We start from the raw sequence: 24,954 nt of genomic DNA, 5'->3' as shown, positions 1-24,954 counted from the left end.
CACAATTGTCAGGCTTGTTTCAGCTTCCCGCTCACCGGGAAGCTGATCTGTACCTTGAGACCACCATCTGAGCGGTTATTCATGGAAACACGCCCTTGATGCTGACTGACAATTCGTTTGACGATCGCCAACCCAAGTCCGGAACCTTCACTGCCTCGTGCAGAATCTCCCCGCGTAAAAGGTTCAAACACTTTGCCCATTTGCTCTTCCATGATGCCGGGGCCATTATCTTCCACGCAGATCCACACTAATCGGTTGTCAGCTGTCATGCCGGAGCTCACTTTGATCCAACCATGCCCATAACGGCTGGCATTCACAATCAGGTTAGTCAGTGCTCGCTTTATTGCAATCGCATGACCGAATGCAGGTTTCAATCCCGGCGCTAATTCTGTTTCAACCGCCACAGTTCGCTCTCCGGATCGGGCAACCTCGAGAATTAAATCGTTAATCGCAACGGGCTGGAAAGTCTGAGCATTCACAGGTTTCAGATAGTCCATGAACTGACTGATAATTTCATTACACTCTTCTGTATCACTGATAATTCCTTCTGCCAGATAGTGATCATCGGCAGACATCATCTCAGTCGCCAAGCGAATACGCGTCAAAGGCGTGCGTAAGTCATGGCTAATCCCTGCCATGAGCAGAGCCCGGTCTTCTTCCAGCGCCTGAATCCCTTTTGCCATCTGATTGAAGGCATAAGTCACCGAACGAATTTCAGAGGAACCTTTCGCTTCGAGCGGTGGCGGAATTTCCCCCTTCCCTACAGCCTTTGCAGCTTTTTCCAGCCGAATCAGCGGACGGTTTTGCCAGCGGATAAATAGCCAGCCACCAAATAGAATAAAACAAGCCATCATGAGGCTGTTCCAAAACAGCGGTAAGAAATCTTCTTCCTGTAATTCCGAAAGCGGTATCCGAAGCAATACATCCGGTAAGGCATCGATTTTCATCCACAGCACGTAACTCTTTTTCCCGAGACTCATCCGAACATCGGTTGGAGAATCTAGCTCCTTGCTCATTTGTTCACTCATCAGATCAATTGACGTAGCTTGCTGATAAGCATCGGCTGCCTGACTATGTAGCGGATGAATCGTCACCCCCAACTTCTCCAGCACCTGTCGACGCATGAGTGCATTCAACGGAATATCATGATGCTCATCCATCGTGTCATCCAACATTAAATGAATTTCATGGCTTAAAATCTTGTTAAACTGCTGCAAGCTCGGCAGCAACGCGTAGTGAAAAACAGCGTAATAAGAGTAAAGCTGGTTGGCTACCAACAAGACGAGGAAGAGTAAAATGGTTTGGCTAAAAGCGCTGCGGGCACGTATCATGGGACTCCTGAATCATGGGGCAGCCCAAATCAATGACTCCCCAATGGAAACAATCGCGTTGAGTGGATTAATTGAGCTGACCATCCGGCACAAAAACATACCCTAATCCCCAAACGGTCTGAATATAGCGGGGTTTCGCCGGATCCACTTCCAACATGCGACGCAAACGAGAAATTTGCACATCGATAGAACGTTCCATCGCGGAATATTCCCGTCCTCTTGCCATATTCATCAGTTTATCTCGTGACATCGGTTCACGCGGATTAGATACCAAGACTTTCAGGACCGCGAATTCACCGGAAGTCAGAGGCATCACCTCATCTCCCCGAAACATCTCCCGGGTCCCGAGATTGAGCCGGAATTCACCGAATTCAATCATGGTTTCTTCGGCACTCGGTGCGCCGGGCAGTTCATTCACCTGACGGCGTAAAACAGCTTTGATCCGAGCCAGTAATTCCCGGGGATTGAAAGGCTTGGGCAGATAATCATCAGCGCCTTGTTCAAGCCCGGTGATCCGATCCTCTTCATCCCCTTTGGCCGTCAACATCAAAATCGGTAATTGATTATTCGACTGGCGTAAGCGGTGGCAGATGGATAAACCATCTTCTCCGGGCAACATCAGATCCAGAACCATGAGATGAAAATTCTCACGAGCCAACAAACGATCCATTTGCTCACTATTAGCAACACTCCGGACATGATAGCCTTGATCTGAAAGATAACGCTCCAGCAATGAACGAAGCCGGGCATCATCATCGACCACTAAAATCTTTTCATTTTCCTGCACGCATCACCTCAGTTCATCTGATACGAATACTCTAATTTTAATGTATCACCATTTCTCAACGAAGATCGAAAATAATTGTTAACGTTTATGTCTTATCAACACGCCAGACCACACAACCGACACGCATCATATTTCCATCCTCCGAAGAGTCCAGTACACTAAGCCACAGAAATTAAGCACAAGAATAGGTACGTTGTGAGTGAGGCCAAGTTTAAACAGATAGCCCAGACGATTATCTCCAGAATCACCGAAGGCTATTATCCACCCAATTCGAAACTCCCTCCTCACAGGGTGCTGGCTGACGAGCTGAATACAACGCCAGTGACGGTAGCGAAGGCTTATAAGCTATTGGCAGAACAAAATCGTGTCGAGTCTTTTGTTGGTCGGGGCACTTTTGTCTGCGGGGAATCAAATTTATCTCAGGTGATCCATGCCTCGGAAGATGAAACTGAATTTAACTTTTCGATTCTCCAGCCCTGTCTGAGCCATAACATCATTGCACTGCAAGATGCCTTTCAAAAAGCGGCAACCCGTATCACACCTCAATTAATCGGTTATGCCGAACATTCGGGCCACCGGCAGCATCGACAAGTCGGTGTCGAATGGGCTGCCCACTACGGCCTTACCGGCGGCACCCTAGAGAATACACTCTTGACCGATGGAGCTCAGAATGCACTGTCCTTGTTGATCGAAGCTTTGACTAAACCGGGAGATACTATCGCGGTTGAGTCTCTGACTTATCCTGGGATCCTCGCCATCGCCAGTCTCATGAGACGTGAAGTGATCGGGATCGAGATGGATGCACACGGCATCACACCCGATGGTTTGCAACAAGTGCTGCAAACCGCAAAGCCGAAAGTGGTTATCGTGGTACCTTCACACCAGAACCCCACCGGCGTCAATATGCCCGCGCCACGACGCGAAATCATTGCCCGACTGATTCGCGATTCGCACGCTTGGCTCATTGAAGATGATATCTATGGATTTCTCAATCCGGAGCCGGTCCCAGCGCTCTGTAACTGGCTTCCGGAGCAAGGCTTCCACGTCACAAGTTTATCAAAAGCAATCAGTCCGGCATTGCGATGCGGGTTTATCAAAGCACCCGACGCGCAAGTCAGTACGATCAATGCCCATATCCGCGCGAATATTTGGCTTTCTTCGCCATTCAATTATCAAGTTGCTGCGGAGTTAGTGTCATCAGGTATGGCTTTTGAGCTGGCTCAACGACAGCAGCAACTCGCCCAACAACGCCAGCAGATCGTTCAGGAAATCCTCGGCCCAGATATCCCCCACCAGCATGGCTACCATATCTGGCTGAAGCTGCCACAGCACTGGCAACCAGAACGCTTTGTCTTAGAAGCGGCAAAGCGGCATCTCCTCGTCAGTAGTGGCAGCTATTTTGCTGTCCGGCATGCAACTGATCATATCCGTCTCTCGCTGATGTCGATTCATTCTGAAGCACGTTTCCGGGAGGGACTACATCAGCTAAAAACCTTAATGGATACTTGTACGACAAGTTCACTCCCTTTTCAGGCTTGACAAGAATGAGCCAGTCATTGCTTTCCCCTTCAAAGTCAGGACAAGTGCCAGTCTCCATGATGCCGATGTCAATGTTCTAACATCATCGGAATATTTAGTGAATAGTACACACTCGATTATCGAAAAGACTACACAACGATAAGTTAGCCATCATATAACCAACCTTTCTGGTCAATCTTTCAGTCAATAACTCAAATTGTTTTAAAAAAAATAAAACATAATGTTATAAAAATAATTCTATAAAAATAAAGTCACTATTTTCTATGTTAATTCACACCTTGAATCATCCGACTGTTTTTCAAGTATTTATGACTACTTTTTGATCACAGTGTCGATTATTTTCTAGACACTACACGATTCATATTTATGCCTCAACAGCTCATCACCTATCCACATCGGTGACTATTTTGTGGGCTTTCAACCAGAAGTATTCATCTTAATTTGTGGTTTGATGGATTGGCTCAATCGATATACTCAATCGATATAAACAAAGAGAAGGATTTCAGAATGATGCAACATACTAAAACCATCGGTTCTCACCTTGTAGGACTAGTTTTTACAACCTTATTACCTCTCGGGTTACCTCAATCAGCAATTGCAGCAACGGTTCCTAACGGGACAATTTCACCAATTATTGATGTGAACTCTGGCTTATGTTTAGGCGTCAGTGGTTCATCGAACAGCTCCGGTGCTCAATTACAGATTCAGAATTGTAGTGGGTCCGACTACCAAAAATGGCAAGTCAACCTTGATGCATCGAACTGGGCCACCCTCAAAAACATGGGCAGTGACCAGTGTATTGATGTCACCAATAAGTCAGCCGAACCCGGAATCAACTTGCAACAGTGGGGCTGTAGCGGTGCCGAGAATCAGGCTTGGAATATCAGTGACCAAGGCGATGGCCAATATGCAATTATTTCTAAATACAACGGACTGGCAGTCGACGTCTATGGCGCACGTAAGGAAAATGGTTCGCGAGTCGTCCAATACACATGGACCGGGGCTGATAATCAACGCTGGACATTTCCTTCATCCTCATCGTCTTCCAGCTCAACCAATACCACCAATACACCATTTGGTTTCGCCGCTGGCACAACAGGTGGTGCCGGTGGCCAAGATGTGACGGTCTCGACACCAAGCCAGCTTGAAAACGCGATCAGTGACAATACCCCCAGAATCATTCGAGTGAACGGAATCATTGATTTTCGAGGGAACAGAACGACATCAGCAGGCTGTACCTATTCTGAAAATAACTGTAGTTATAACGGCAAACAAGAAAAAATTCTCGACCGTTTAGGCTACTGTGATGGCCGTAGTACCTATAACATTACCTACGATGCTGCCGGTCCAGAACCAATGCGTGTCGGTTCAAACAAAACAATTATCGGGATCGGCGCTCACTCAGGAATTAAAGGCAAAGGGTTTTATCTCCGGGATGGAGTCTCTAACATTATCATCCGTAACTTATCAATCACAGATATCAATGATGGGCTTGTCTGGGGCGGAGATGCGATTTCGGTCGATAATGCCAGCCGTATCTGGATCGATCATAACTATATTGCTCGCATCGGACGTCAGATGCTGGTGACCGGATGGGGAACCGCCAAACAGATGACCGTCTCAAATAATTACTTTGACGGCACAACCGATTATGGACACTACTGTAACGCCAAGCATTACTGGACCATGCTGCTTATTGCTGAAAACCAAAGTATTACCATGGCAAACAACCGCATCCGAAATTCATCCGGAAGAGCACCAAAAGTGGACGGTGGAATTGTGCATATGGTGAATAATTACTTTGACGGCAACTATGGTGGCGGACTACAGGGCGTCGATACCTATCTGGTTATGGAAGGAAACTATTACACTCGCGGCAATAATTTTTCTCCGATTAGTTCAGTGAAATCAGGTACACTCTTCGCGCCGCTCAGCTCAACGCTTGGGCAGGCTAATTCGAGCTGTTTCAATGTGCTCGGTCGCGCTTGTGTTGAAAACTACGATGAAAACGGACAACACAACTTTGCCGTCAACGGTAATGTGATGAATGCCGTAAACTCAAATGGCGGCTGGAGTGCAGGCCTTCAGGCAACAAAACCAGTGAGTACAGCAACGGTCCGTAGCTTCAACTTCGGCCCACAAGGCAACATCAATTAAGTAAGCGCGTATCATAGGTCAAGCAGGCGGGATAAATCCGTCTGCTTGATTTGAACGGAAGGAGAGGTAGGACTTCAACTGATGTGCAGCATTCAGTTGTCCGCAACGAATCTGCCAAACACCTAAGGTTTTTCAATCAGATTCGGGCGGGAGATACACTCATGTTCATCGTCAGCAAGCATGAGTAACTCTTGAATATAGACCCGACCATTTCTGATTTTCCCCAGAAAAGCCATATAATTATCCAGACTGGAAAGCCGTTGAATCACGAAGCTAGGGAGCGTCTTATTAAACTCGACTTTCTCATATTCCTGCCCGCTACAAGTCTCAAACGTCTCACCATCCCAAACACCCTGAATGAGCATTTGATCTTGTTTGTCCTGTTTTTTGACCGTATCAACAATCGCCTCAGCTTGAGATTTATAATGTTCTAGTGTTTCTGAAGTTAACGGGAAGACTTTATAATTGACCCGATACTGCTGATAAACCGCATCACCGTTTTTATCAAAACGGACATGCACCTGAAAGGGCACCATTTCTTGTTTTCCTGCGGCACCGGAGGCCTGTTCACCTTCACGAACCAATTCTTTTAAAACACTATTTTCCCAACGGTAGCTGGTTCGATACCAACCATCATGGCGAGACTGAATGTAGTCATCGGCGGCATAAGGGTGGTTAGATTCTTCAGTATACCAATACAGGCTCGTTGCATCGCCCATTCGTTCACCACCGGAATAGGTTTCTAATGGCACAGATGTCGATTGCTGAGAGGAGGAACAGCCGAGCATTAGCCCGGAAAGGAGACAGGAAATAAAAAACTTTTTCATAAAAAACTACGCCAAGAACACAAAACTGCCTTGGCGTAGAGTATAAATTAATTTACTGATTCTTTCAGTGCTTTTCCAGCAACGAATGCAGGAACGTTTGCCGCAGCAATTTGGATTTCAGCACCAGTTTTTGGATTACGTCCAGTACGTGCAGCACGATGATTGACTTTAAATGTACCAAAACCAATTAGTTGAACTTGGTCACCTGATTTGAGTGCCTCTTCAACTGCACCTAGAGTCGCTTCTAGAGCAGACTTTGCTTGCGCCTTAGAGAGATCTGCTTTTTCTGCAATAAAGTCGATTAATTGGGTCTTGTTCATTCGGTTTCCCTTCTAATATGTTATCAAACCTCATCAACTCTAAAGCATAAAGCCCCCGTCTGGCAAAGGTTTGTCGATGTTCTTTTGCTTATTTGATGAAAATTTAGCTACAAACTGAGCAACAACTCACAATTTTCATGGTTTGGCGCTGATATTTTACCGCTAAAATCTGCACAACAAGCCCGACAGTTCAGGTCTGACAACTGTTTGCTCCGATATCTCAGTCGGCAAATCAGCTCACTTTGCCAGCAGCTGATGAACCTTGTCTCTTATAAAAGGGACCACATCACTTTCAAACCATGGATGTTTTTTCAACCATAACGTATTCCTCGGCGAAGGGTGTGGTAACGGTACAGCGTCCGGGAGCCAATGAGACCAGTTTCGTACCGTGTCAGTCAGTGTTTTGGGTTTATTCGGCAAGTAATAGTTCTGGGCATACTGACCAATTAATAATGTCAGCGCAATGTTGGGTAACTGATCCAAAACACGCTGATGCCACAGTGGCGCACATTCCTTTCGTGGTGGTAAATCACCGGAGCGCCCCTTGCCCGGATAGCACAGTCCCATCGGCATAATGGCGATTTGCCGCTCATCATAAAAAGTATCCCGATCAATATTCAGCCAAGTTCTGAGTCTGTCTCCGCTTGGATCATTCCACGGAATAGATGTCTGATGAACCCGAATACCGGGCGCTTGTCCGACAATGAGAATCCGGGCATCGCGATGTGCACGAATCACAGGATTCGCTCCCAGGGGTAAATCCGGTTCACAAAGCCGACACTGACTGATTTGTCGTAACACGATATCTAGTCCGTCACCTTCACTCATCAGTAACCTTTATTAAAATCAATGACATAATTTAATGGTTTATCTTGTATCCATAACCGCAGATTGTTGATAAAAATATCGACAATCTGTTCAGGGAAACTGATTGCTGCAATATGAGGTGTCAAGGTGATTTGTGGATGTAACCAAAATGGATGGGACGCATGAAGCGGTTCCGTCACAAAAACATCCAGAAATGCATGTTGTATCGCACCGGCTTCTATCGCTGCAATTAAATCTGCCTCTTTCAGCGTAAGACCACGCCCGACATTGAATAATAACGCCTGACGACAGTTGTTCAGCATATCAAGATCGAGCAATGATTCCGTCGCCGGAGTATTCGGTAACGTATTGACCACCGCATCAGCCATCGCTAACGCTTTTTCAATATCACGTATTGCATATACATCATCGAACGGGCCGAGTTCGGGGAACTGACCTGTTCGATTAACCCCAATCACAATCAGCCCCATATGACGGGCAGCCTGAGCGAGAAAGGTCGCAATATTACCGGTACCGAGAACCACCATCGTCTTTCCGGTCAACCGTTCATACGGATGCGGCAACCAAGACTGCTGCTGTTGCTGCTGCCGATAGCGGTTAAAATGTCGATAGTGTGCGATCATATAACCAAGTACATATTCAGCAATGGCCTGACCAAAAATCCCTTTCACATTCGTCAGTTGGTAGTCCTGCCGTCCGCCGGATTGAATAAGCGAATCAACGCCCGCAAATGTTGACTGTAACCAGCGCAGCGCAGGAAAGTCATCAATCACTTTGGCGGCCAGCGGTGGGGCAGCCAGAACAATTGTCGCTTCCTGTCGCTGTTGTGTGAACCGTAGCTCTGGTATTTGGTGTCCTTCAATCAGAGTCCGGTATGTCTCATCCTGTCCGGTGAGCAGATAAAGAGAATGTATCATGCGCTCGTCTACCTGTGATGATTTCAGAGTGATTCATCATACATGATTGAGTCTGACGACTCTCAGAAATATCCTCAGTACCGAAAAAAGAGGTATCGAACAACAGTCACGACGTTCAAACACTGATCCTTAAGGTATATCGCGGCGTTGGTAGGGAGGGTTACAGTTTGAAGGAGAGTGAAGTATGTCAGGCTAGCCTGCACATACATTATCAAGTACACTGCCGAAGTCTTATTTCGGAGCACCAGTCAACATGCTACAAAACCCAGTTCAGCTACGTCTTCAGAAGCTTATCCCTTGGCAACAAATTGCGTTTATGGCTTGCCTGTGTGAACGAATGTACCCCAACTATGCGATGTTTTGCGAACATACCGCGTTTGCTTCTCATGCGACATATCGACAGATTTTAGATACGGTATGGGAGTTGCTGACAGTCAAAAGTGCCAAGATAGACTTCGAGCGTCAACTCGAAAAACTGGAAGAACTGATTCCATCTCAGGAATCATTCGATATTTATGCGATTTATCCGGCAATCGATGCCTGTGAGGCACTGGCAACGCTCCTGCACGGTCTGTTGGATAGAGAACAACTTACGGAAGCGCTCCAACAGGTCAGTACCATTTCTGTCAATACAGTCGTCCAACTGGAAGAAGCGCAAACGGATTCGGCCATTACCAACGAAAATCAAAAACAAAATGAAGCGGTTTGTACAGAGTGGGATGTGCAGTGGGCCATTTTCAGAGCACTGAAAGAAGCCGAAGAGCGGGATATTGAGCTGATAAAATCCCTCAGAGATGAGCTGAGAGAAGAGCGGGTATCAAATATCGGGGTGGGTCTGTAGCAACCATCCCCCATATTTGATCGGCTGAGAGGTTTTGTCGTCGGTTCGTCGGCACCATTAGTAAGCTAGTAAGCACCATTGCGCCGAAGAACTACATTCACGGTCTTAAATAAGATCACGATATCATTCCAAAGCGACCAGTTTTTAACATACCAACAGTCCAGATAAACACGGGTGCTATAATCAATGTCACTACGGCCGCTGACTTGCCAAAGCCCTGAAATACCCGGCTTCGCGCACAGGTAGTAGTCCACATCATCCCCATAGCGTTCCAACTCTTCTTCAACAACCGGTCTTGGGCCGACCAGACTCATTTCACCTTTTAACACATTCCACAGCTGTGGTAATTCATCCAGACTTGTTTCACGCAAGAAGCGGCCAATCGAAGTAATCCGCGGATCGTTTTTCAATTTAAACCATTGCTCCCATTCAGCTTTAGCCTCCGGATCCGTTGCCAAAAGTTCATCCAATACCTCTTGAGAATTCATCACCATAGAACGGAATTTCAGACAGTTGAATTTTTTCCCGTCGAGACCGATACGCTCATGCCCATAAGTCACTGAACCACCGTCACGTGAGACACGCCAAGCAATAAATAAGAAAAATGGCGCAAGCAATACCAGTAATGTTGCAGAACACACAATATCGAATAAACGTTTAATAAAGCGTGAAGACTTACGAGGAAGATTATTTTTTAACCGCAACATCATCACTTCATGGCTAAAGAAATGAGAGATATCCGTACCATAGAGGGGAATACCACGCAGTGCTGGTACGATGGAAATATCACGAATACCTCTTTTATACAATTCACGAATCCAGCACTCTCTCAACCCGCTTTGGTCTTTTTCCAGTGCAATAAATACTTTATGAAATTCATTCGAACTCTGGAAAAAATCAGCTCTGCTAATGTAAGAAATTCCAAAAACCTTATCAGAACTGGCTTCCCCTGAGGGCTCAACTACAGCAAGAACCTCAAACCCAGTTGAGGGTTCACTTTCTATTGCTAAGAACACACCTCTCGCATTTTCAGCATCACCGATAATCACGCAAGGCATTTTCCAGACATTAACTTTATTCAACAAGATCTTAGCAAGATTACGGAATACTGGGATAAAAACTATCGTAAAAGCCCATTCTGCTACCCAAAGTGTTACTGAATACTCGCGACTAAAAATCGCATTGACAGCAATGGAAACCAACGCCATAAAAGAGAGCGTAGACAATATCTCCCTGAGTTCATCCCAGAATGGCTTTCGGTAACTGTAGTGACGTTTATTACCCCAAAACCACAAAACAGAAATAGCAGCGGAAAACAAAAACGTAATGGCTTGCAAACTAAACAATGAAAGCACTAAATCTACATTTTGTCCTTCAAAAACAAGTATATGAGAAAATAATATAGCACCCCCGAAGGCAAGAAAATCAAATAAAATCAAAGTCATTTTATTGATTTTCTGCGAAAAGTGGGCTCTCATTTCTAACAGCTTTTCATCTGAAAGTGTGAATTGTTCCATAATTAACTTGGTAAACCTTTTAAAGGTGTGCATAACAACGAGATATGCACAAAATGACCGATTCTATTTTTCCGCTTGTTACCCGCTACTCCAAAAAACATCCATTTTTTGTGATAACAATCAAACATAAGCAAGGAGACTAATCTTCGTAAGCATCGTCTTACCTCCAATCAACTTGAAGATACAGTCTTGAGTAATTCAAAATATTCAGTGATTCGAGACACTAATTAAACTGTAGCTCAGGTAAACATCAAAGACATTCTTGATTACTATTTTTTCAAAGAATATATTATTTCTAGACTATTCATTCATCACTTTCCACTGGCTTTTTATCAACAGTGACTCAAACTCTTCAAAGAATAACGTTCTAACAAGATTCAGGCGGGTACAGCGACCAATGATATTGATCCTTTGGGTATCCAGTCATAACTGAGTTTGATCGGTGATGCTAGGTGAAATAATGAAATTGAATTATCGCTAATATTTACTAGCGTTTTTCATATACGTAAAAATCCATTGGCAAATGATAAATATTTCTTGATATCAAGTCGTTAGTCGAATGATTATTCCCCAAAGAATAGTAAATAGACTTTCCTAAAGACTTCAAAGGATGCTTAGATAATTTAACTGCTTTTAATTTTTCATTTATATAGGATTATTCTTCAATCATCCCCAATGTATTGACATTACTTCCATGACTAATTAAAACCCATATAGTTTTCAGGGTTAACCTCATGATTTATGATATATTTTCAAGAAGTCTATCTAACTATGAGATAGGCTAAGCTATAATTTTTCATTTATTATAATACAGTAAATAATACTAATTTAGGCTATTTTTGCTTATCATTTCATCCATGGAATTTAATCTCACTTTTACTAAACGATAAAATCAAAAATTCCAGTCTAACCCTGTAGCAATACTATTATGAACAATTTAACAACATCAATATTTCTTCTGTCTTCGCTTTCATGAGTTCCGGATTTGCCCGAGCTTCAACATTCAACCGAACCACAGGTTCCGTATTCGAGGATCTCAAATTAAATCGCCAGTCAGAGAACTCCAGACTAATACCATCCGTCTCATCGATTGAAAGTGCGTCGTTTTCAAATGCGGCTCTGACATGGGCTATTGCCAGTACCGGTTCGCTCAGCTTAGCATTGATTTCACCGGAAGAAGGGTAAGCCTGAATCCGTTCCTGAACGGTTTGCGAGAGCGTCAGTCCTTTCAGACAGAGGAGCTCTGAAACTAACAGCCATGGGATCATACCGCTATCACAATAGGCAAAAGTCTTAAAATAGTGATGAGCACTCATCTCCCCGCCATAGATAGCATCTTCGCTACGCATCCGCTCTTTAATGAAAGCATGACCAGTTTTAGACAGCACCGGAATTCCCCCAGCACGCTGCACGACATCAATGGTATTCCAAGACAAACGAGGGTCATGAATAATTTTACTACCGGGCTGCTTCTGCAAAAATGCTTCAGCCAGCAAACCGACAATATAATATCCTTCGATGAATGTCCCCGTTTCATCAAACAGGAAACAGCGGTCAAAATCCCCATCCCATGCAATCCCAAAATCAGCCTGATGCTCAATCACAGCTCTTGATGTATCCTCCCGGCATTCAGGCAAGAGAGGGTTCGGGATCCCATTCGGAAAGTTACCATCTGCTTCATGATGGACTTTGACAAAAGTCACCGGAATATTTAAAGCCTGAAATCGCCGCTCAATTTCGTCAATCACATGCCCGGCAGCACCGTTACCAGAATTGACCACCAGCTTCAGCGGTCGAAAGTTTTCAGGTGTGACATAACTCATCAGATGATCAACATAAACAGACAAGTGATCTTGTTTGCGATAAGTGCCTCGGTTTTCTACCGGAGAAAACTCATTCCGTTCCGCCAACTGCTGGATTTCTCTTAATCCGCTATCACCGCTAATCGGTCTGGCTCCCTCACGAACAAGTTTCATCCCGTTGTAATCCATCGGGTTATGACTGGCCGTCACTTCAATACCACCGTCAACCGGCAGTGACTGAGCTGCGAAGTAGATTTCCTCGGTTCCGGTCATACCAATGTCGATCACATCCACACCACCATCTTGCAGGCCATTTGCCAAGGCTATTTTCAGTGATTCAGAACTCAAACGGACATCACCGCCAACGACCATAGATTGAGGATGAAAATATTCGGCATAAGCCCGGCCTATCCGATAAGCGATATCTTCATTCAGCTCATCACCCAACTGTCCTCGAATATCATAAGCTTTAAAACAACTGAGTGACTGCATTAATATCCAACTCCATCTGAATCTAAACGAATAATGTCATCCTCTGCTAAATAACTACCACTGCGAACCTCAATGATTTCTAAAGGAACTTTACCCGGGTTTTCAAACGCATGTGGCGCGCCAATCGGAATGTAGGTTGATTCATTTTCACTGACAAGATAGTTTTTATCACCGTTGTATACTCTGGCAGTTCCAGAGACGACGATCCAATGCTCCGCCCGGTGATAATGAATCTGTGTTGCGGTACGTTGACCCGGCTTCACAATCACTTTTTTGACCAGATAGCGCTCACCTTCAGCAATCTCATCATGGGATCCCCATGGACGAAACACTTCCCGATGGCGCAAATGCTCGCAACGGTCAGTATTTTTCAACTGCTCGACAATCTGTTTCACCTGTTGAACCTTCTCTTTATTGGCAACCAGAACCGCATCTTTGGTCTCGACAATAATCACCCCATCCATACCGACGGCAGCGACCAATCGATCTTCAGAGTAGATATAACTATTACTTGTCTGTTCAGTCAGGACATCACCACGCAACGCATTGCCATCCTGATCCTTGTGATTCACTTCCCAGAGCGATGACCAGCTCCCCACATCACTCCAACCGGCATCCATCGGTATCACGGCGGCACTCTGCGTATTTTCCATCACCGCGTAATCAATCGATTCTTCCGGACAATTCGTAAATGCATCTGTATTGATCCGAATGAAATCCAAATCAAGACGACTTTGCGTTAAAGCCGTTTCACAAGCCGTTAAAATATCCGGCCGGAAACGACGTAATTCTTCGATATAACGCGATGATTTAAACAAGAACATGCCACTGTTCCACAAATAACCACCGACTTGCAGATAGTGTTCAGCGGTTGATAAATCGGGTTTTTCGATAAACTTTGCCACTTCAAAACCAGCATTCGGCAGAGGTTCCCCCTGTAGGATATAACCATAGCCGGTATGAGGTTCTGTCGGCACAATACCGAAAGTCACCAATTTCCCTTGTTCTGCCAGTGGTACAGCTAACTCAACAGCACTAACAAAACGCTTTGCATCCTGAATCACATGATCCGCAGCAAGCACTAACAACAGTGGGTCATCTCCGTTTTGCAGAGCTTTCAATGCAGCGAGTGCAATAGCGGGAGCCGTGTTTCGCCCTACGGGTTCCAATATGATCCCACTATGTGACATCTCACAACGGCGCAATTGCTCGGCAACGATAAAACGGTGCTCTTCATTGCAGATAAATAATGGGTCTTGCTTAGCGAGGGTATCCAGACGATGCACTGTATCTTGCAACATGGTCTGTTCAGATACGAGTGACAGGAATTGTTTTGGGTAAGCCGTCCGAGAGAGCGGCCAGAGTCTACTCCCCGACCCACCGCACATAATGACAGGAAGGATCATCTATTTATAACCTTTTCAAAAATAGTTCAGAGCTAATTAGCAGAAAACTGCTAACGTCGTTTCTGTGACCAATAAGCTTTGTGCATACTCAGCTTCAATCTCAGTGAATGAGGAACGCTCTTATAATTCTTTCCTAATTTATAACCAATGATTTTGCATAGATTCGTAATACAAGCTCTAGGGATCCAAAGTGGAGCATGCTTCAACAGATACTTCAGTTCGGAGATAATAAAGCGTTTTCCTTCGCCACCGGCCCCACCAAATTCTTGCTGAATCCAGGATTCACTAGCATGATATACACCAATATCAAAGTACCGTTTTAACTCTTGCATCAACGTATAGTTATGAGAATGTTTCACACAAGCTTTTTTTGCATAGGCAATTTTATGTCCGGCTAATACCATTTTGGCGGCCAGATACATATCTTCGCCAAAAATAACATCATCAGGAAAACCGCCCAGTGACTTCAATACCGAAACTCGATATGCAGCAAAAGAATTAGATAAAAACACAGTCTTAAGACCATATTTCTCGATATCTTTTTTAGATAATACTCTGTTTTCCTCAGGATAATTAAATAAACGGAGGTGCCGTGCAATAGGATTCGCATCATCGTGAGGGAGCTGTCGTCCACAAACTGCAGCAACCGAACTATCTGCAAACGGTTTAATCATTTCCGGAATAGATTCCTCTGAGGCCAGCAATGCATCTTGCGTCATAAACACAAAGATATCATCATCAGATAAATCTAGTGATAGATTTCTAGTCCCTCCATGATTAAAATTTTCTTTTTTTATTTCAACTAATTGACATACCGTATGCTTTATCAACTCTCTTGTTTGGTCAGTAGATGATGAATCGATACAAAAAAGCCGGATCGATCTGGATACAGCATATTGATGATATTTATAGATCCAGTCAGACCACAATTTTCCTGCATTATATGTTGGAACAAATATAGAAACTTTAGTCATTCAGCACCTTTAGGGTATTTTCTGCACTTTTATCCCACGTCAGTTGACTTGCAAATTGGTAAGATGCATCAGTCATTAAAGAATGATCATTATCTAAGGCTACTCTCATCCCTTGGGCAATATCCTCTATAGATTTTGGCTCTATCAAAATTGCTCTATTCTCACATAGTTCTTTCATTGCAGTTGTCGAACTAGTGATCACTGGAATTTTATACAACATCGCTTCTAAAGGTGGTAACCCAAATCCTTCATAGAAAGATGGATAACAAAAACATGATGCATAAGAATATAAAGAATGCAATTCTTGATCAGTTAAGTGTCCTGTAAACATAACACGTTCATTAATGAGATTAGATATATTCGAATCTTTAAATATCCGAGAAACTCCCTTTGCTCCAACAATAACCAGTCCTACATCAGGGTAAATATTTTTTATACGCCCCCATGCTTCAATAAGAGATAGAAGATTTTTTCTTGGCTCCAGTGAACCAACAGACAATATATATTTTTCATATGGAATATTTAGTTTAGATAACGGTAAAGGAGAATCATTTGACAATTGGCTGACCCCATTATAAACAACTTCCACTTTATCTTCTCTTACACCAAATACATCAATAATTCTTTCCTTAGAAAAATTTGAAATAGTGATTATCTTTTTTACTTTCTTCACTAAAATTGGTTGAATAAATTTATACCATGTGACAAAGTTATTACTCAACCATTCAGGATGGTCAAAAGGAACGACATCATGTATTGTGACCACTTGATTGGTTATCATGATAGGACCAACATTACTGGGAGACCACAAGATATCACTTTTATTTAATTTTAAAGGAAGATACATTTGCTCCCATAATTGCCCCCTTGAGCCAGAAAATAGCTCTCCCGGCATAATACATTTATGATTTGAATTGTTTTTTTTTATATAATCCAATATATTCAATGTATATCTTTGAACGCCAGTTATATGATTCTTAACATTCCGACAATTGATAACAATCATTAATTAAAACACCCCTTTAAAATACAGAATAAAATTCAGCCCATCCTTAACAACATATGAAACTTATTCATTACTGAGCTACGTTTGCTTTTTTGACGCCTCTCTTAAAAACCAGTAAATAAAATAGCAAAAGAACACCACAAAAATAGATATCACTAGTTTGTTAATCCATTCTTGTCCTGACATAAAGATACCGATAGGGTTATTAATTAGACAAAAAACAATCCCCAGACTTAAGGATGATATTGGTTTAGAAAAAAGTAGATTTCTCAAATAGAAAACAATTACCAATTCTATAACAAAGAATACATAACCTAATATATAACCACTTGTCATAATTGTTTCTAATATTAAATTTGAATTCGGAAATGTATAGGCTTTATCTATATAATCACCATTGATTACATAGACAATATACTGTCCAATACTAGAGAATTTTATATCAAGGTTAAATATAGTTTTTACAAAGGGAAGTAGCTGGTATTCCAATAAATTCATGTTAACACTATTGCTATCAGGCAGTGGGTTACTAGCAAGATTCAAAAACGACGCAGGAATTAGTTGGTCGAATCCATAGAACAGTCGATAGGCTATTCTAAATAGCACAATATTACTGGATGTGCTACTAGAGCTAAAGCCTATCATATAGAAATAGACTGGTGATATAAATATTATTGCCACCAATGTAAATAATAGATATCGCTTATACTTAGTATATCTATAATGATTTCCTTGAGCTTTAGAAACACAGATTACTAACAATATCAATATAGCTGGTAAGATCAATACACTCTTAGAAGCAAATAAAATATTCTTCAACATCGATATAGCAATAGCAATAAGAGCGACCTTCCGAATAGAGGAAAACCGAGAGAAAGAGAATATAAAAATAGGAAGACTACTGATCGACATTGATAACCATGTTAATAATCGGCTGTTTTCAGTAGCATCAAATCGACCAGCAACACCAGAGGATGAGAGTAGTGGAATTTTTCCAGGTAGAATCATGTTGAAAACGATATCCAGAATTAATATCAATATAGACATTATCAGTAATATTAATTGAAAATCTTTAGGGACATGATCTTGTAAAGATATATTTTTTATAGGAAATAAAAAAACAACAAACAAGAACGAAACAAGGAAAAAAAGAATAATCAAAGATGAAATTGTTATATTAAATAGAAATATAGTCAACAGATAACCAGCTGTCGCTGGAGATAAAACCAAAAAGAGAGTAATATAAAATGGATCATATTTATTTAACACAAAACGTTTAAAAAACAAATATAAGACTAATGATGATAAAAAATTAGCGACTATAACTAACAGTACGAGAGTTAAAATATCATACTGCTCGACCAATGCTAGAATTCTCATATTAATCTATACCCCATACTTTCCCTCTACCTACTATTTTTCTATAAAAATTAGCTATCTCATGATAAAATCGAGCCCCTAACACATTAAAAATAAACAGCTTAAAAATTATTCTAAAATACACACTCATATTCACGTAAAAAGGTATCTTAATACCTAATTCTTTACAGATTCTCTTAGATTCAAAAAGAGCTTTTCTCAGGTGGGCAATATTTGTTGAAATCCCACCGTTCTGCATTCTCACAATTTTCAGGGGGATATATAACGGTTCTTTTTTTTGAATATTGCTTAAAAGAAGATAACTGTCACCAGCAATTTTATATCCAATACCAAAGCAGTTTTCTTGGTCAAAAATCGTTCTTCGGTGAAAAACCTCCGGATGCATCGGAAGCTTAGGTCTAAAACCATCCCATTGCCCTTTAATCTCCTTCCAAGGCCGATCAATTTCTTCAAGTTCTATACGTTTCGTGGGCGAGATCAACATAAGTTTTCCATAAACTAAATCATATGACTCAGAGAGTTGCTTCAATTCGGATACAACACTATGAATTGTATGACTATCGGCTAATTCGTCCCCCGCCCCTAAAAATTGAACCCATTCACCTTTGATATAAGGAAGCACCTTATTCCAAGCATCGTAGATTCCGGAATCCGGCTCACTGAGCCAATAGTCGATGACATCTTCATTCTGTTTAAGAATCTCAACCGTGTCATCCTTTGATGCACCGTCGGCAATAATCCACTGAATATTCGGATAATTCTGAGCCCGAATAGACTCTATCGTCCAATGTAAGTCCTTTGCGGCATTAAACGTTGAGGTAATAACAGTAATCAGCGGCTGTTCAGGAGTCCCTTGCTTGACGCCATCAGTCAACTCCCGCCCACCTTCAATACGAGTCTGTAACACCTAGATACCTCTTAACTCTTGCTGATGCTCAACAAACCATTGATAGGCATCGCTTAAACCATTTTCAAGATCGATTTGAGCCTGCCAACCCAGCGCTTTCAAACGTTCAACACTCATGAGTTTACGAGGCGTTCCATCCGGTTTGGTCGGATCAGTTGTAATTTGTCCCTGAAACCCAACAACTTTTGCAATCGTTTGAGCGAGTTCCAGAATTGTACAATCCAGCCCGGTTCCCACATTAATATGACTGAGCATTGGCTGGGTATTTTCTTGATAAACAGCATCATCCAGATTCATAACAAAAACAGAGGCCTCAGCCATATCATCGACATGTAAAAACTCTCTCTTCGGTGCTCCGGTTCCCCAAATCACGACTTCTTCTAATCCAGATAGTTTTGCTTTATGAATACGACGAATCAGTGCAGGGACAACATGACTGTTCTCTGGATGATAATTATCTCCCGGGCCATAAAGATTGGTTGGCATCACACTACGATAATCCACACCATATTGACGATTATACGACTCACACAATTTGATACCGGTAATTTTGGCAATTGCATAAGGCTCATTTGTCGGTTCAAGATACCCATTCAAAAGTTCTGACTCGAGCATCGGCTGCTCTGCCAGTTTCGGGTAAATACAGGAAGAACCGAGAAACAGCAGCTTCTTGACACCACTCACGTAGGCTTGATGGATAACATTCGTTTCAATCATCAAATTATCGTAAATAAAATCAGCAGGATATGTGTTATTCGCATGGATCCCACCGACTTTAGCCGCGGCAAGGTAGACTTCATCGATCTGCTGCTCGGCAAAAAAAGCAGCAACTTGAGCCTGATTTCTTAGATCCAATTCTTTAGAAGAACGAGTCACAATGTGTTGGTACCCTCGACGCTGTAATTGACGAACAATAGCACTTCCAACCATACCATTGTGGCCGGCTACAAAGATCCGGGCATTTAAGTTTGTCATTTCAGTTCTCCAGAGAAACAGGGACTTCAAATCCGTTTGCTTTCATAAACGCATGTTGCTGAGCAATTTTTAGGTCTTCAGCAATCATCTCTGAGCACATTTCCTGAACCGTTGTTGTTGGCTCCCAACCTAATTTCTGTTTTGCATAACTCGGATCACCCAGCAATGTTTCAACCTCTGCAGGGCGGAAGTAACGAGGGTCAACACGAACAATAACATCACCAACTTTAACCGATGGAGCCTTATCACCTTGAATGGATTTGATGACTCCAACCTCTTCCACACCATTACCTTGAAACTCAAGTTCAATACCAAGCTCAGCAGCACTCCATGAAATAAACTGACGCACAGAATATTGAACGCCTGTTGCAATCACAAAATCTTCTGGCTGCTCCTGTTGGAGCATCAACCATTGCATTTCAACATAATCTTTCGCATGGCCCCAGTCGCGCAAAGCATCCATATTACCCATATACAGACATGTTTCTAATCCCTGAGCGATGTTTGCAAGGCCTCGTGTGATTTTTCGGGTAACAAATGTTTCACCCCGCCGAGGAGACTCGTGATTAAATAAAATGCCATTACAAGCGTATATACCGTAGCTTTCCCGGTAGTTGACGGTAATCCAATAAGCATACAGTTTAGCCACAGCGTAAGGAGAACGAGGATAGAAAGGAGTCGTTTCTCTTTGAGGAATTTCTTGTACTAAACCATATAACTCGGATGTTGAAGCCTGATAGAAACGCGTTGTTTTTTCCAGCCCAAGAAAACGGATAGCTTCTAATAAACGTAATGTTCCCATAGCATCAACATCTGCAGTATATTCTGGGGACTCAAATGATACTGCGACATGAGACTGTGCGCCTAGATTGTAGACTTCATCGGGACGAATTTGCTCTAGAATTCGAGTTAAATTCGAGCTATCTGTCAAATCACCGTAGTGAAGTTTCAGTTTTGGATCCACGTCATGCGGATCTTGATATAAATGATCGATTCGTTGCGTATTAAATGATGAAGCACGTCTCTTAATACCATGAACTTCATATCCTTTTTTCAGTAATAATTCTGCGAGATAAGAACCATCCTGACCGGTAATACCGGTAATTAATGCTTTTTTCATCATAAAATATCTTATAGTTTAATATATTCGGAGATTTTCTTAATGACACTCTGCGACGTAATTCTTTGTATATCAAGTAAGCTTCCACGGCCAAATCTTGCAATCTTCTCCTTTTCATTGCTAATCTCCTCCAGTTCTGGGGGATAGATTGCAAAATATCGGTCACATAAGTAATTTGGGTATGGTGTGAAGCGACCATAATGATTTCCATTGGAAACGACGAAGATATTAGGATGTTGTAAAGACACAGCAATATGCGGAATGGCAGTTTCATTCGATAAAATCAGTGTTGAACGAGCAATGAGTTCAACCAATTCCACCTGCGTTGTTTTTCCTACATAGTTGACACACGGGCATGTTGTATATAATAGGTTTTCTAAATGCTTCCCTAAAATAATGTCGTTAGGAGAGCCACCCAAAATAATCTCAAATCCGTATTTATGATAAATATATTTTGCCACTTCAGCATACTTTTCAACCGACCACTGCCGAAATATCGCACTAGCACCAATAAAAATAAATGCATATCGTTTAGGTAAAGTCAAAGAAGACTCAACTGGAGCATCTAGATAAGGCCGTACATGTGTGAGTTCCCTTTCTAAAAACCGAGTAAAAAACTGACGATTTCTTTCAAATTCAAAAACAATATCATCATCATGATACAGTTCGGTATACAATGACTGACTATTTTTACGATATTTCTGATTCTGATTTAAGAGATCACCAAACCACGCTATCTTGCTGGGTGCCGGAATAGCTTTAACGATGTCTTCAAGGGGATATCCTTCTCTACTATAGCAAGGATACAAAACCATCTCTACATTATTCAACATTCCTAACTGAGATAAGATCTTGGTTCTATATAAAAAATTTCTTATAAACTTCTTACGATTTAATGGAAAAAATTGGTCAATACAAACAGAATCACAATATTGTGCAATTTCCATCCAAGAATCATTTCCAATTAAAACTATTTTATAATTAATTTTTTCAAGGTAATATAAAAAGTTCCTTAATAGTACATAATCCCCCATAGCATCCGGCTTAAAAACAACCAGAACATTTTTCTTGGGTATGCTCTTTTTTAGAAAACAAATACTAACTACTACATACAGTTTTGATATATAAAAAGCTAAAGAATAATATATTTTTAAACTACACCTTTTTAATCTAATCATACATCCACTATTTAGATATTATTTTATTATAATCACTTTGTAAAAGGCTTCTTGACTTAGATACTCTTTCACAAAAAATATGAATAATTTTTCTAGCTATTTTATTTTTTATAAGAAATAGTTTCGCCGAACTTATTGTATCTCTAGAAAAAATATGATAAGAATCATTAATCATATAGTATTTTAAGTTAAATTTATTTGCGAGCATAGCAAGTGATTTCTGTTGATAAAAGGTGACATGCTGCCCTGTATGAAATGAGTAATACCACCAATTTAAAGGAGGGTTATCAACAAAAGTCTGAGTCGAAAATATCAACAGATCCGGATTATATTCATCTATATTCTCACTCAAAAATTCTATTGGGTTTGACAAATGTTCCATAACTTCAAAAGCTAATAATACTTTTATATTCTTGACATTATCACCACAAAATTCACTTGAGAACAGATTTTCACAATACTTATCTGAAGAGTAACAATGAATACCTCGATCCCGCAGCAATCTTGTTAAAATACCATATCCCCCAGCACTATCAACGACTCTATCATGAACACGATTCAAAATACTTAAAATTGTCAAAACCATTTTAGCATTATAATTGTTTCTGTCTAACAGACCGATATCTGAGTTAGCAATTGCATCACTGTATGCTTCATCAAGCCAATAAGGTGTCTCTGTTTTTATAATTCCACAATGACTACATTTGTAATAATTCACATCGTATTTCCCCAAAACTTTCTCTTGGAAAATAAAATTCACCTCGTTGGAATCGATTGGACATTTACACATATATTCCCTTAAAAATCACTTCTCTAACCAATTAGACAAATCCTTTTTAAGGATTGTCTCGAGCTTACGAATATCATTCTTATAATAGTCAATCAGATAATTTTTATCTTCAGATTTTATAGATTCTCGAATTAGATTTGCACTACTTATTTTTCTCTTAATTCTATTTATCAACGATTTAGGGATTAAGGATTTAACAACAGGCTTAATTGTATTAGCAAAAATTCCTCTACCATTTGAAAAATCATGAATAAACTTAGATCGAGGTCTACCTGATTCATTAAACTTCTCCACACCACTGACATTAATGACATTTTCATCGACATTCAAAAATGAACAGATATCATTTAGTAGCCAATCTAAATTACGAAGGTCCTCATAAGTGTATATTTTCACATTCTCAAAGTTCTCAATATATTCTTTTACAGATTGACTATATAACCCCGCTCTTTTGAAATGGTACGTCCACCCCCAGTTATCAGCCAAACGTTGCTCTTCATGATCAAGAGCCTCACGGAAAGATAGCGTTTCCCACCCTTCACGAATGTGATGCATATAACTAGAAAATGCTCTTTCGACAGGGTTTCTTAAAATAATAATTATTTTAACTTGTGTCCCCACATATTTCTTTATATTTTCGATACTACGAGTAGAGTAATATAAGTAATCATTTGAGATATCACCACAGACTTTATCCTCATTCCCAGCAAAAATATTTCGATAATCGTCATCATCAGTAATACCTTCATTACTATAATATTCCGCACCGAGACCTTTGAAATCTTTATCTAGTTTAGAAAAAAAACGGCACTCTTTTACATCTGGGATAAAAATATCCGGATGATCGTTCAAATAATGGAATAAAGAAGTCGTTCCCGATTTAGCAGCACCAACAACAATAAAGTCAATTTTCATAATCGATTATATATTAACAATTTTAGTAAGAACAAGTAATTTAAATATAGCATAAGAAAGTAACTTCTTTATTTTAAAAACAAGTGAGTTATCATTATTATTGGTATATTTTATCTGCGATATAGTTACACCTTTTTTTTGTAACCCACATAAAAATTGGATACTAGAATTCCTTTCCTTATACTTTCTATATGCTTCTGACACAGAGTTTTTTCCTTCTTCAGAGTTAATACTATTTATTAATTTAATAAAAAATAGATTAACATCATTAAAAATAACATCCACTAAATTATAACTTTTTTCAGCTGCTCTCAAATTAACGCAGACATTACCACTTTGATATGTAATTTTTCTTGGTATATCATTGTTTAGCAGCTCAATCCAAAAACAACTGTAAGCATGTGACGTATTATATAATCTTTTAAAATTATTATCAGAAAATAGTGACTTTCTTATCAGAAGAGCACCATAAGTGCATTTATTATAAAGATGTAGGTATTTTTCATACTTCGATAAACCTTCAATATTTACAGGTTCTGAATGTACTGGTGAAATCAATTTCCCCTCACCATCTATCCAGTTTGCATTAACGACAGCTAAATCAATATCATCATGAATAAGTTTATCTAAAATAATAAAAGCATTTTTTTTGAAATAATCATCATCACCTAATAAGTAGACATACTCGCCTTCTGACATATTGATCACAAAGTGCATATGTTTATCTAAAGATAGTCGTTTTTCTTGTTTGACGTACTTTATATTTCTATGTATTTCATTGAGTTGTTGTATATATAGTTCTACTTCGGTGTAATCAGAATCTGAAGAATTGTTAGATATACATATTTCAAAAGGTATTATACTTTCTTCCTGATGATAGATAGAGTAAAGTGCTTTAAATAAATAATAGGGCCTGTTCAAAGTAGGAATACAAATGCTTAACAT

At 40.8% G+C, this 24,954-nt stretch carries 22 protein-coding genes; 3 read left to right on the top strand and 19 right to left on the bottom strand.

The genetic code is table 11. The features are described from left to right. Positions 1-8: 8 nt before the first annotated feature. Both envZ and ompR read right to left on the bottom strand, forming a co-directional pair. Positions 9-1,328, bottom strand: coding sequence for a two-component system sensor histidine kinase EnvZ (gene envZ, locus AC55NX_RS05245; RefSeq protein WP_496994800.1), 1,320 nt, complete (start codon positions 1,326-1,328; stop codon positions 9-11). Between the two features lie 70 nt (positions 1,329-1,398). Further along, positions 1,399-2,118, bottom strand: coding sequence for an osmolarity response regulator transcription factor OmpR (ompR, locus tag AC55NX_RS05240; protein WP_496994780.1), 720 nt, complete (start codon positions 2,116-2,118; stop codon positions 1,399-1,401). Positions 2,119-2,313: 195 nt separating this feature from the next. Between ompR and AC55NX_RS05235 the strand changes: the two genes are divergently transcribed. Both AC55NX_RS05235 and AC55NX_RS05230 read left to right on the top strand, forming a co-directional pair. Next, entirely contained in the window at positions 2,314-3,657 is a 1,344-nt protein-coding gene (locus AC55NX_RS05235; RefSeq protein ID WP_496994779.1) for an aminotransferase-like domain-containing protein, read from the top strand. 507 nt (positions 3,658-4,164) lie between these two features. Beyond that, complete coding sequence (locus AC55NX_RS05230) at positions 4,165-5,814, top strand: RICIN domain-containing protein (RefSeq protein WP_496994778.1); 1,650 nt, start codon at positions 4,165-4,167, stop codon at positions 5,812-5,814. Between the two features lie 122 nt (positions 5,815-5,936). On the opposite strand, the gene AC55NX_RS05225 is transcribed toward AC55NX_RS05230, so the two are convergent. From AC55NX_RS05225 to AC55NX_RS05210, 4 genes are all read right to left on the bottom strand, one after another. Next, positions 5,937-6,641 carry a DUF1481 domain-containing protein gene (locus AC55NX_RS05225; protein WP_496994777.1) on the bottom strand — a complete coding sequence of 235 codons (705 nt, stop codon included), beginning with the start codon at positions 6,639-6,641 and terminating at the stop codon, positions 5,937-5,939. 47 nt (positions 6,642-6,688) lie between these two features. Further along, positions 6,689-6,961 (bottom strand): nucleoid-associated protein HU-alpha, encoded by a 273-nt coding sequence (gene hupA, locus AC55NX_RS05220; protein ID WP_038178786.1) that lies wholly within the window; start codon positions 6,959-6,961, stop codon positions 6,689-6,691. Between the two features lie 237 nt (positions 6,962-7,198). Continuing rightward, the gene (locus AC55NX_RS05215) at positions 7,199-7,789 is read right to left on the bottom strand and encodes a uracil-DNA glycosylase family protein (RefSeq protein WP_496994776.1); all 591 of its coding nucleotides are present in this window, start codon (positions 7,787-7,789) and stop codon (positions 7,199-7,201) included. Beyond that, complete coding sequence (locus AC55NX_RS05210; RefSeq protein WP_496994775.1) at positions 7,789-8,706, bottom strand: D-2-hydroxyacid dehydrogenase; 918 nt, start codon at positions 8,704-8,706, stop codon at positions 7,789-7,791. The genes AC55NX_RS05215 and AC55NX_RS05210 overlap by 1 nt, the downstream gene beginning before the upstream one ends. 253 nt (positions 8,707-8,959) lie before the next feature. On the opposite strand from AC55NX_RS05210, the gene AC55NX_RS05205 reads away from it, so the two are divergent. Further along, complete coding sequence (locus AC55NX_RS05205; protein WP_496994774.1) at positions 8,960-9,547, top strand: YjaG family protein; 588 nt, start codon at positions 8,960-8,962, stop codon at positions 9,545-9,547. A 65-nt stretch (positions 9,548-9,612) separates the two neighbouring features. Here the strand turns inward: AC55NX_RS05205 and wbaP are convergent, their stop codons facing one another. The 13 genes from wbaP to AC55NX_RS05140 form a co-directional block, all read right to left on the bottom strand. Then, a complete protein-coding gene (wbaP, locus tag AC55NX_RS05200; RefSeq protein WP_496994773.1) occupies positions 9,613-11,064 on the bottom strand; it encodes an undecaprenyl-phosphate galactose phosphotransferase WbaP in 1,452 nt (483 codons plus the stop codon). A 926-nt stretch (positions 11,065-11,990) separates the two neighbouring features. After that, complete coding sequence (gene cpsG, locus AC55NX_RS05195; protein WP_496994772.1) at positions 11,991-13,358, bottom strand: phosphomannomutase CpsG; 1,368 nt, start codon at positions 13,356-13,358, stop codon at positions 11,991-11,993. Then, entirely contained in the window at positions 13,358-14,764 is a 1,407-nt protein-coding gene (locus AC55NX_RS05190; protein ID WP_496994771.1) for a mannose-1-phosphate guanylyltransferase/mannose-6-phosphate isomerase, read from the bottom strand. The genes cpsG and AC55NX_RS05190 overlap by 1 nt, the downstream gene beginning before the upstream one ends. A 50-nt stretch (positions 14,765-14,814) precedes the next feature. Further along, positions 14,815-15,738 carry a glycosyltransferase family 2 protein gene (locus AC55NX_RS05185; protein WP_496994770.1) on the bottom strand — a complete coding sequence of 308 codons (924 nt, stop codon included), beginning with the start codon at positions 15,736-15,738 and terminating at the stop codon, positions 14,815-14,817. Further along, on the bottom strand, positions 15,731-16,684 hold the full coding sequence (locus tag AC55NX_RS05180) for a glycosyltransferase family 4 protein (RefSeq protein WP_496994769.1): 954 nt from the start codon (positions 16,682-16,684) through the stop codon (positions 15,731-15,733). The genes AC55NX_RS05185 and AC55NX_RS05180 overlap by 8 nt, the downstream gene beginning before the upstream one ends. 138 nt (positions 16,685-16,822) lie before the next feature. Continuing rightward, positions 16,823-18,124, bottom strand: a complete 1,302-nt coding sequence (locus AC55NX_RS05175) for a hypothetical protein (protein ID WP_496994768.1) — start codon at positions 18,122-18,124, stop codon at positions 16,823-16,825. A 1-nt stretch (position 18,125) separates the two neighbouring features. Continuing rightward, positions 18,126-19,031 carry a glycosyltransferase family 2 protein gene (locus AC55NX_RS05170; protein WP_496994767.1) on the bottom strand — a complete coding sequence of 302 codons (906 nt, stop codon included), beginning with the start codon at positions 19,029-19,031 and terminating at the stop codon, positions 18,126-18,128. Further along, on the bottom strand, positions 19,032-20,006 hold the full coding sequence (gene fcl / locus AC55NX_RS05165) for a GDP-L-fucose synthase (RefSeq protein WP_496994766.1): 975 nt from the start codon (positions 20,004-20,006) through the stop codon (positions 19,032-19,034). A 1-nt stretch (position 20,007) separates the two neighbouring features. Then, entirely contained in the window at positions 20,008-21,126 is a 1,119-nt protein-coding gene (gene gmd, locus AC55NX_RS05160; RefSeq protein WP_496994799.1) for a GDP-mannose 4,6-dehydratase, read from the bottom strand. Between the two features lie 11 nt (positions 21,127-21,137). Further along, positions 21,138-22,304 carry a glycosyltransferase family 9 protein gene (locus tag AC55NX_RS05155; protein ID WP_496994765.1) on the bottom strand — a complete coding sequence of 389 codons (1,167 nt, stop codon included), beginning with the start codon at positions 22,302-22,304 and terminating at the stop codon, positions 21,138-21,140. Between the two features lie 7 nt (positions 22,305-22,311). Then, positions 22,312-23,022, bottom strand: a complete 711-nt coding sequence (locus tag AC55NX_RS05150; RefSeq protein ID WP_496994764.1) for a class I SAM-dependent methyltransferase — start codon at positions 23,020-23,022, stop codon at positions 22,312-22,314. 87 nt (positions 23,023-23,109) lie between these two features. Beyond that, the gene (locus AC55NX_RS05145) at positions 23,110-24,009 is read right to left on the bottom strand and encodes a sulfotransferase (RefSeq protein ID WP_496994763.1); all 900 of its coding nucleotides are present in this window, start codon (positions 24,007-24,009) and stop codon (positions 23,110-23,112) included. A 6-nt stretch (positions 24,010-24,015) separates the two neighbouring features. After that, the gene (locus AC55NX_RS05140; protein WP_496994762.1) at positions 24,016-24,954 is read right to left on the bottom strand and encodes a glycosyltransferase family 2 protein; all 939 of its coding nucleotides are present in this window, start codon (positions 24,952-24,954) and stop codon (positions 24,016-24,018) included.

Source organism: Vibrio rubrogenes (assembly GCF_059641415.1).
Note: the sequence above shows the minus strand (reverse complement) of the source record. Positions and strands in the feature narration are given on the sequence as shown.

Excerpts from the sequence above, each read along its gene's own strand:
- AC55NX_RS05230 (WP_496994778.1), top strand. The coding sequence starts at position 4,165 with ATGATGCAACATACTAAAACCATCGGTTCTCACCTTGTAGGACTAGTT.
- AC55NX_RS05225 (WP_496994777.1), bottom strand. The coding sequence starts at position 6,641 with ATGAAAAAGTTTTTTATTTCCTGTCTCCTTTCCGGGCTAATGCTCGGC.
- hupA (WP_038178786.1), bottom strand. The coding sequence starts at position 6,961 with ATGAACAAGACCCAATTAATCGACTTTATTGCAGAAAAAGCAGATCTC.
- AC55NX_RS05215 (WP_496994776.1), bottom strand. The coding sequence starts at position 7,789 with ATGAGTGAAGGTGACGGACTAGATATCGTGTTACGACAAATCAGTCAG.
- AC55NX_RS05210 (WP_496994775.1), bottom strand. The coding sequence starts at position 8,706 with ATGATACATTCTCTTTATCTGCTCACCGGACAGGATGAGACATACCGG.
- AC55NX_RS05205 (WP_496994774.1), top strand. The coding sequence starts at position 8,960 with ATGCTACAAAACCCAGTTCAGCTACGTCTTCAGAAGCTTATCCCTTGG.
- wbaP (WP_496994773.1), bottom strand. The coding sequence starts at position 11,064 with ATGGAACAATTCACACTTTCAGATGAAAAGCTGTTAGAAATGAGAGCC.
- cpsG (WP_496994772.1), bottom strand. The coding sequence starts at position 13,358 with ATGCAGTCACTCAGTTGTTTTAAAGCTTATGATATTCGAGGACAGTTG.
- AC55NX_RS05190 (WP_496994771.1), bottom strand. The coding sequence starts at position 14,764 with ATGATCCTTCCTGTCATTATGTGCGGTGGGTCGGGGAGTAGACTCTGG.
- AC55NX_RS05185 (WP_496994770.1), bottom strand. The coding sequence starts at position 15,738 with ATGACTAAAGTTTCTATATTTGTTCCAACATATAATGCAGGAAAATTG.
- AC55NX_RS05175 (WP_496994768.1), bottom strand. The coding sequence starts at position 18,124 with ATGAGAATTCTAGCATTGGTCGAGCAGTATGATATTTTAACTCTCGTA.
- fcl (WP_496994766.1), bottom strand. The coding sequence starts at position 20,006 with ATGACAAACTTAAATGCCCGGATCTTTGTAGCCGGCCACAATGGTATG.
- gmd (WP_496994799.1), bottom strand. The coding sequence starts at position 21,126 with ATGAAAAAAGCATTAATTACCGGTATTACCGGTCAGGATGGTTCTTAT.
- AC55NX_RS05155 (WP_496994765.1), bottom strand. The coding sequence starts at position 22,304 with ATGATTAGATTAAAAAGGTGTAGTTTAAAAATATATTATTCTTTAGCT.
- AC55NX_RS05145 (WP_496994763.1), bottom strand. The coding sequence starts at position 24,009 with ATGAAAATTGACTTTATTGTTGTTGGTGCTGCTAAATCGGGAACGACT.
- AC55NX_RS05140 (WP_496994762.1), bottom strand. The coding sequence starts at position 24,954 with ATGTTAAGCATTTGTATTCCTACTTTGAACAGGCCCTATTATTTATTT.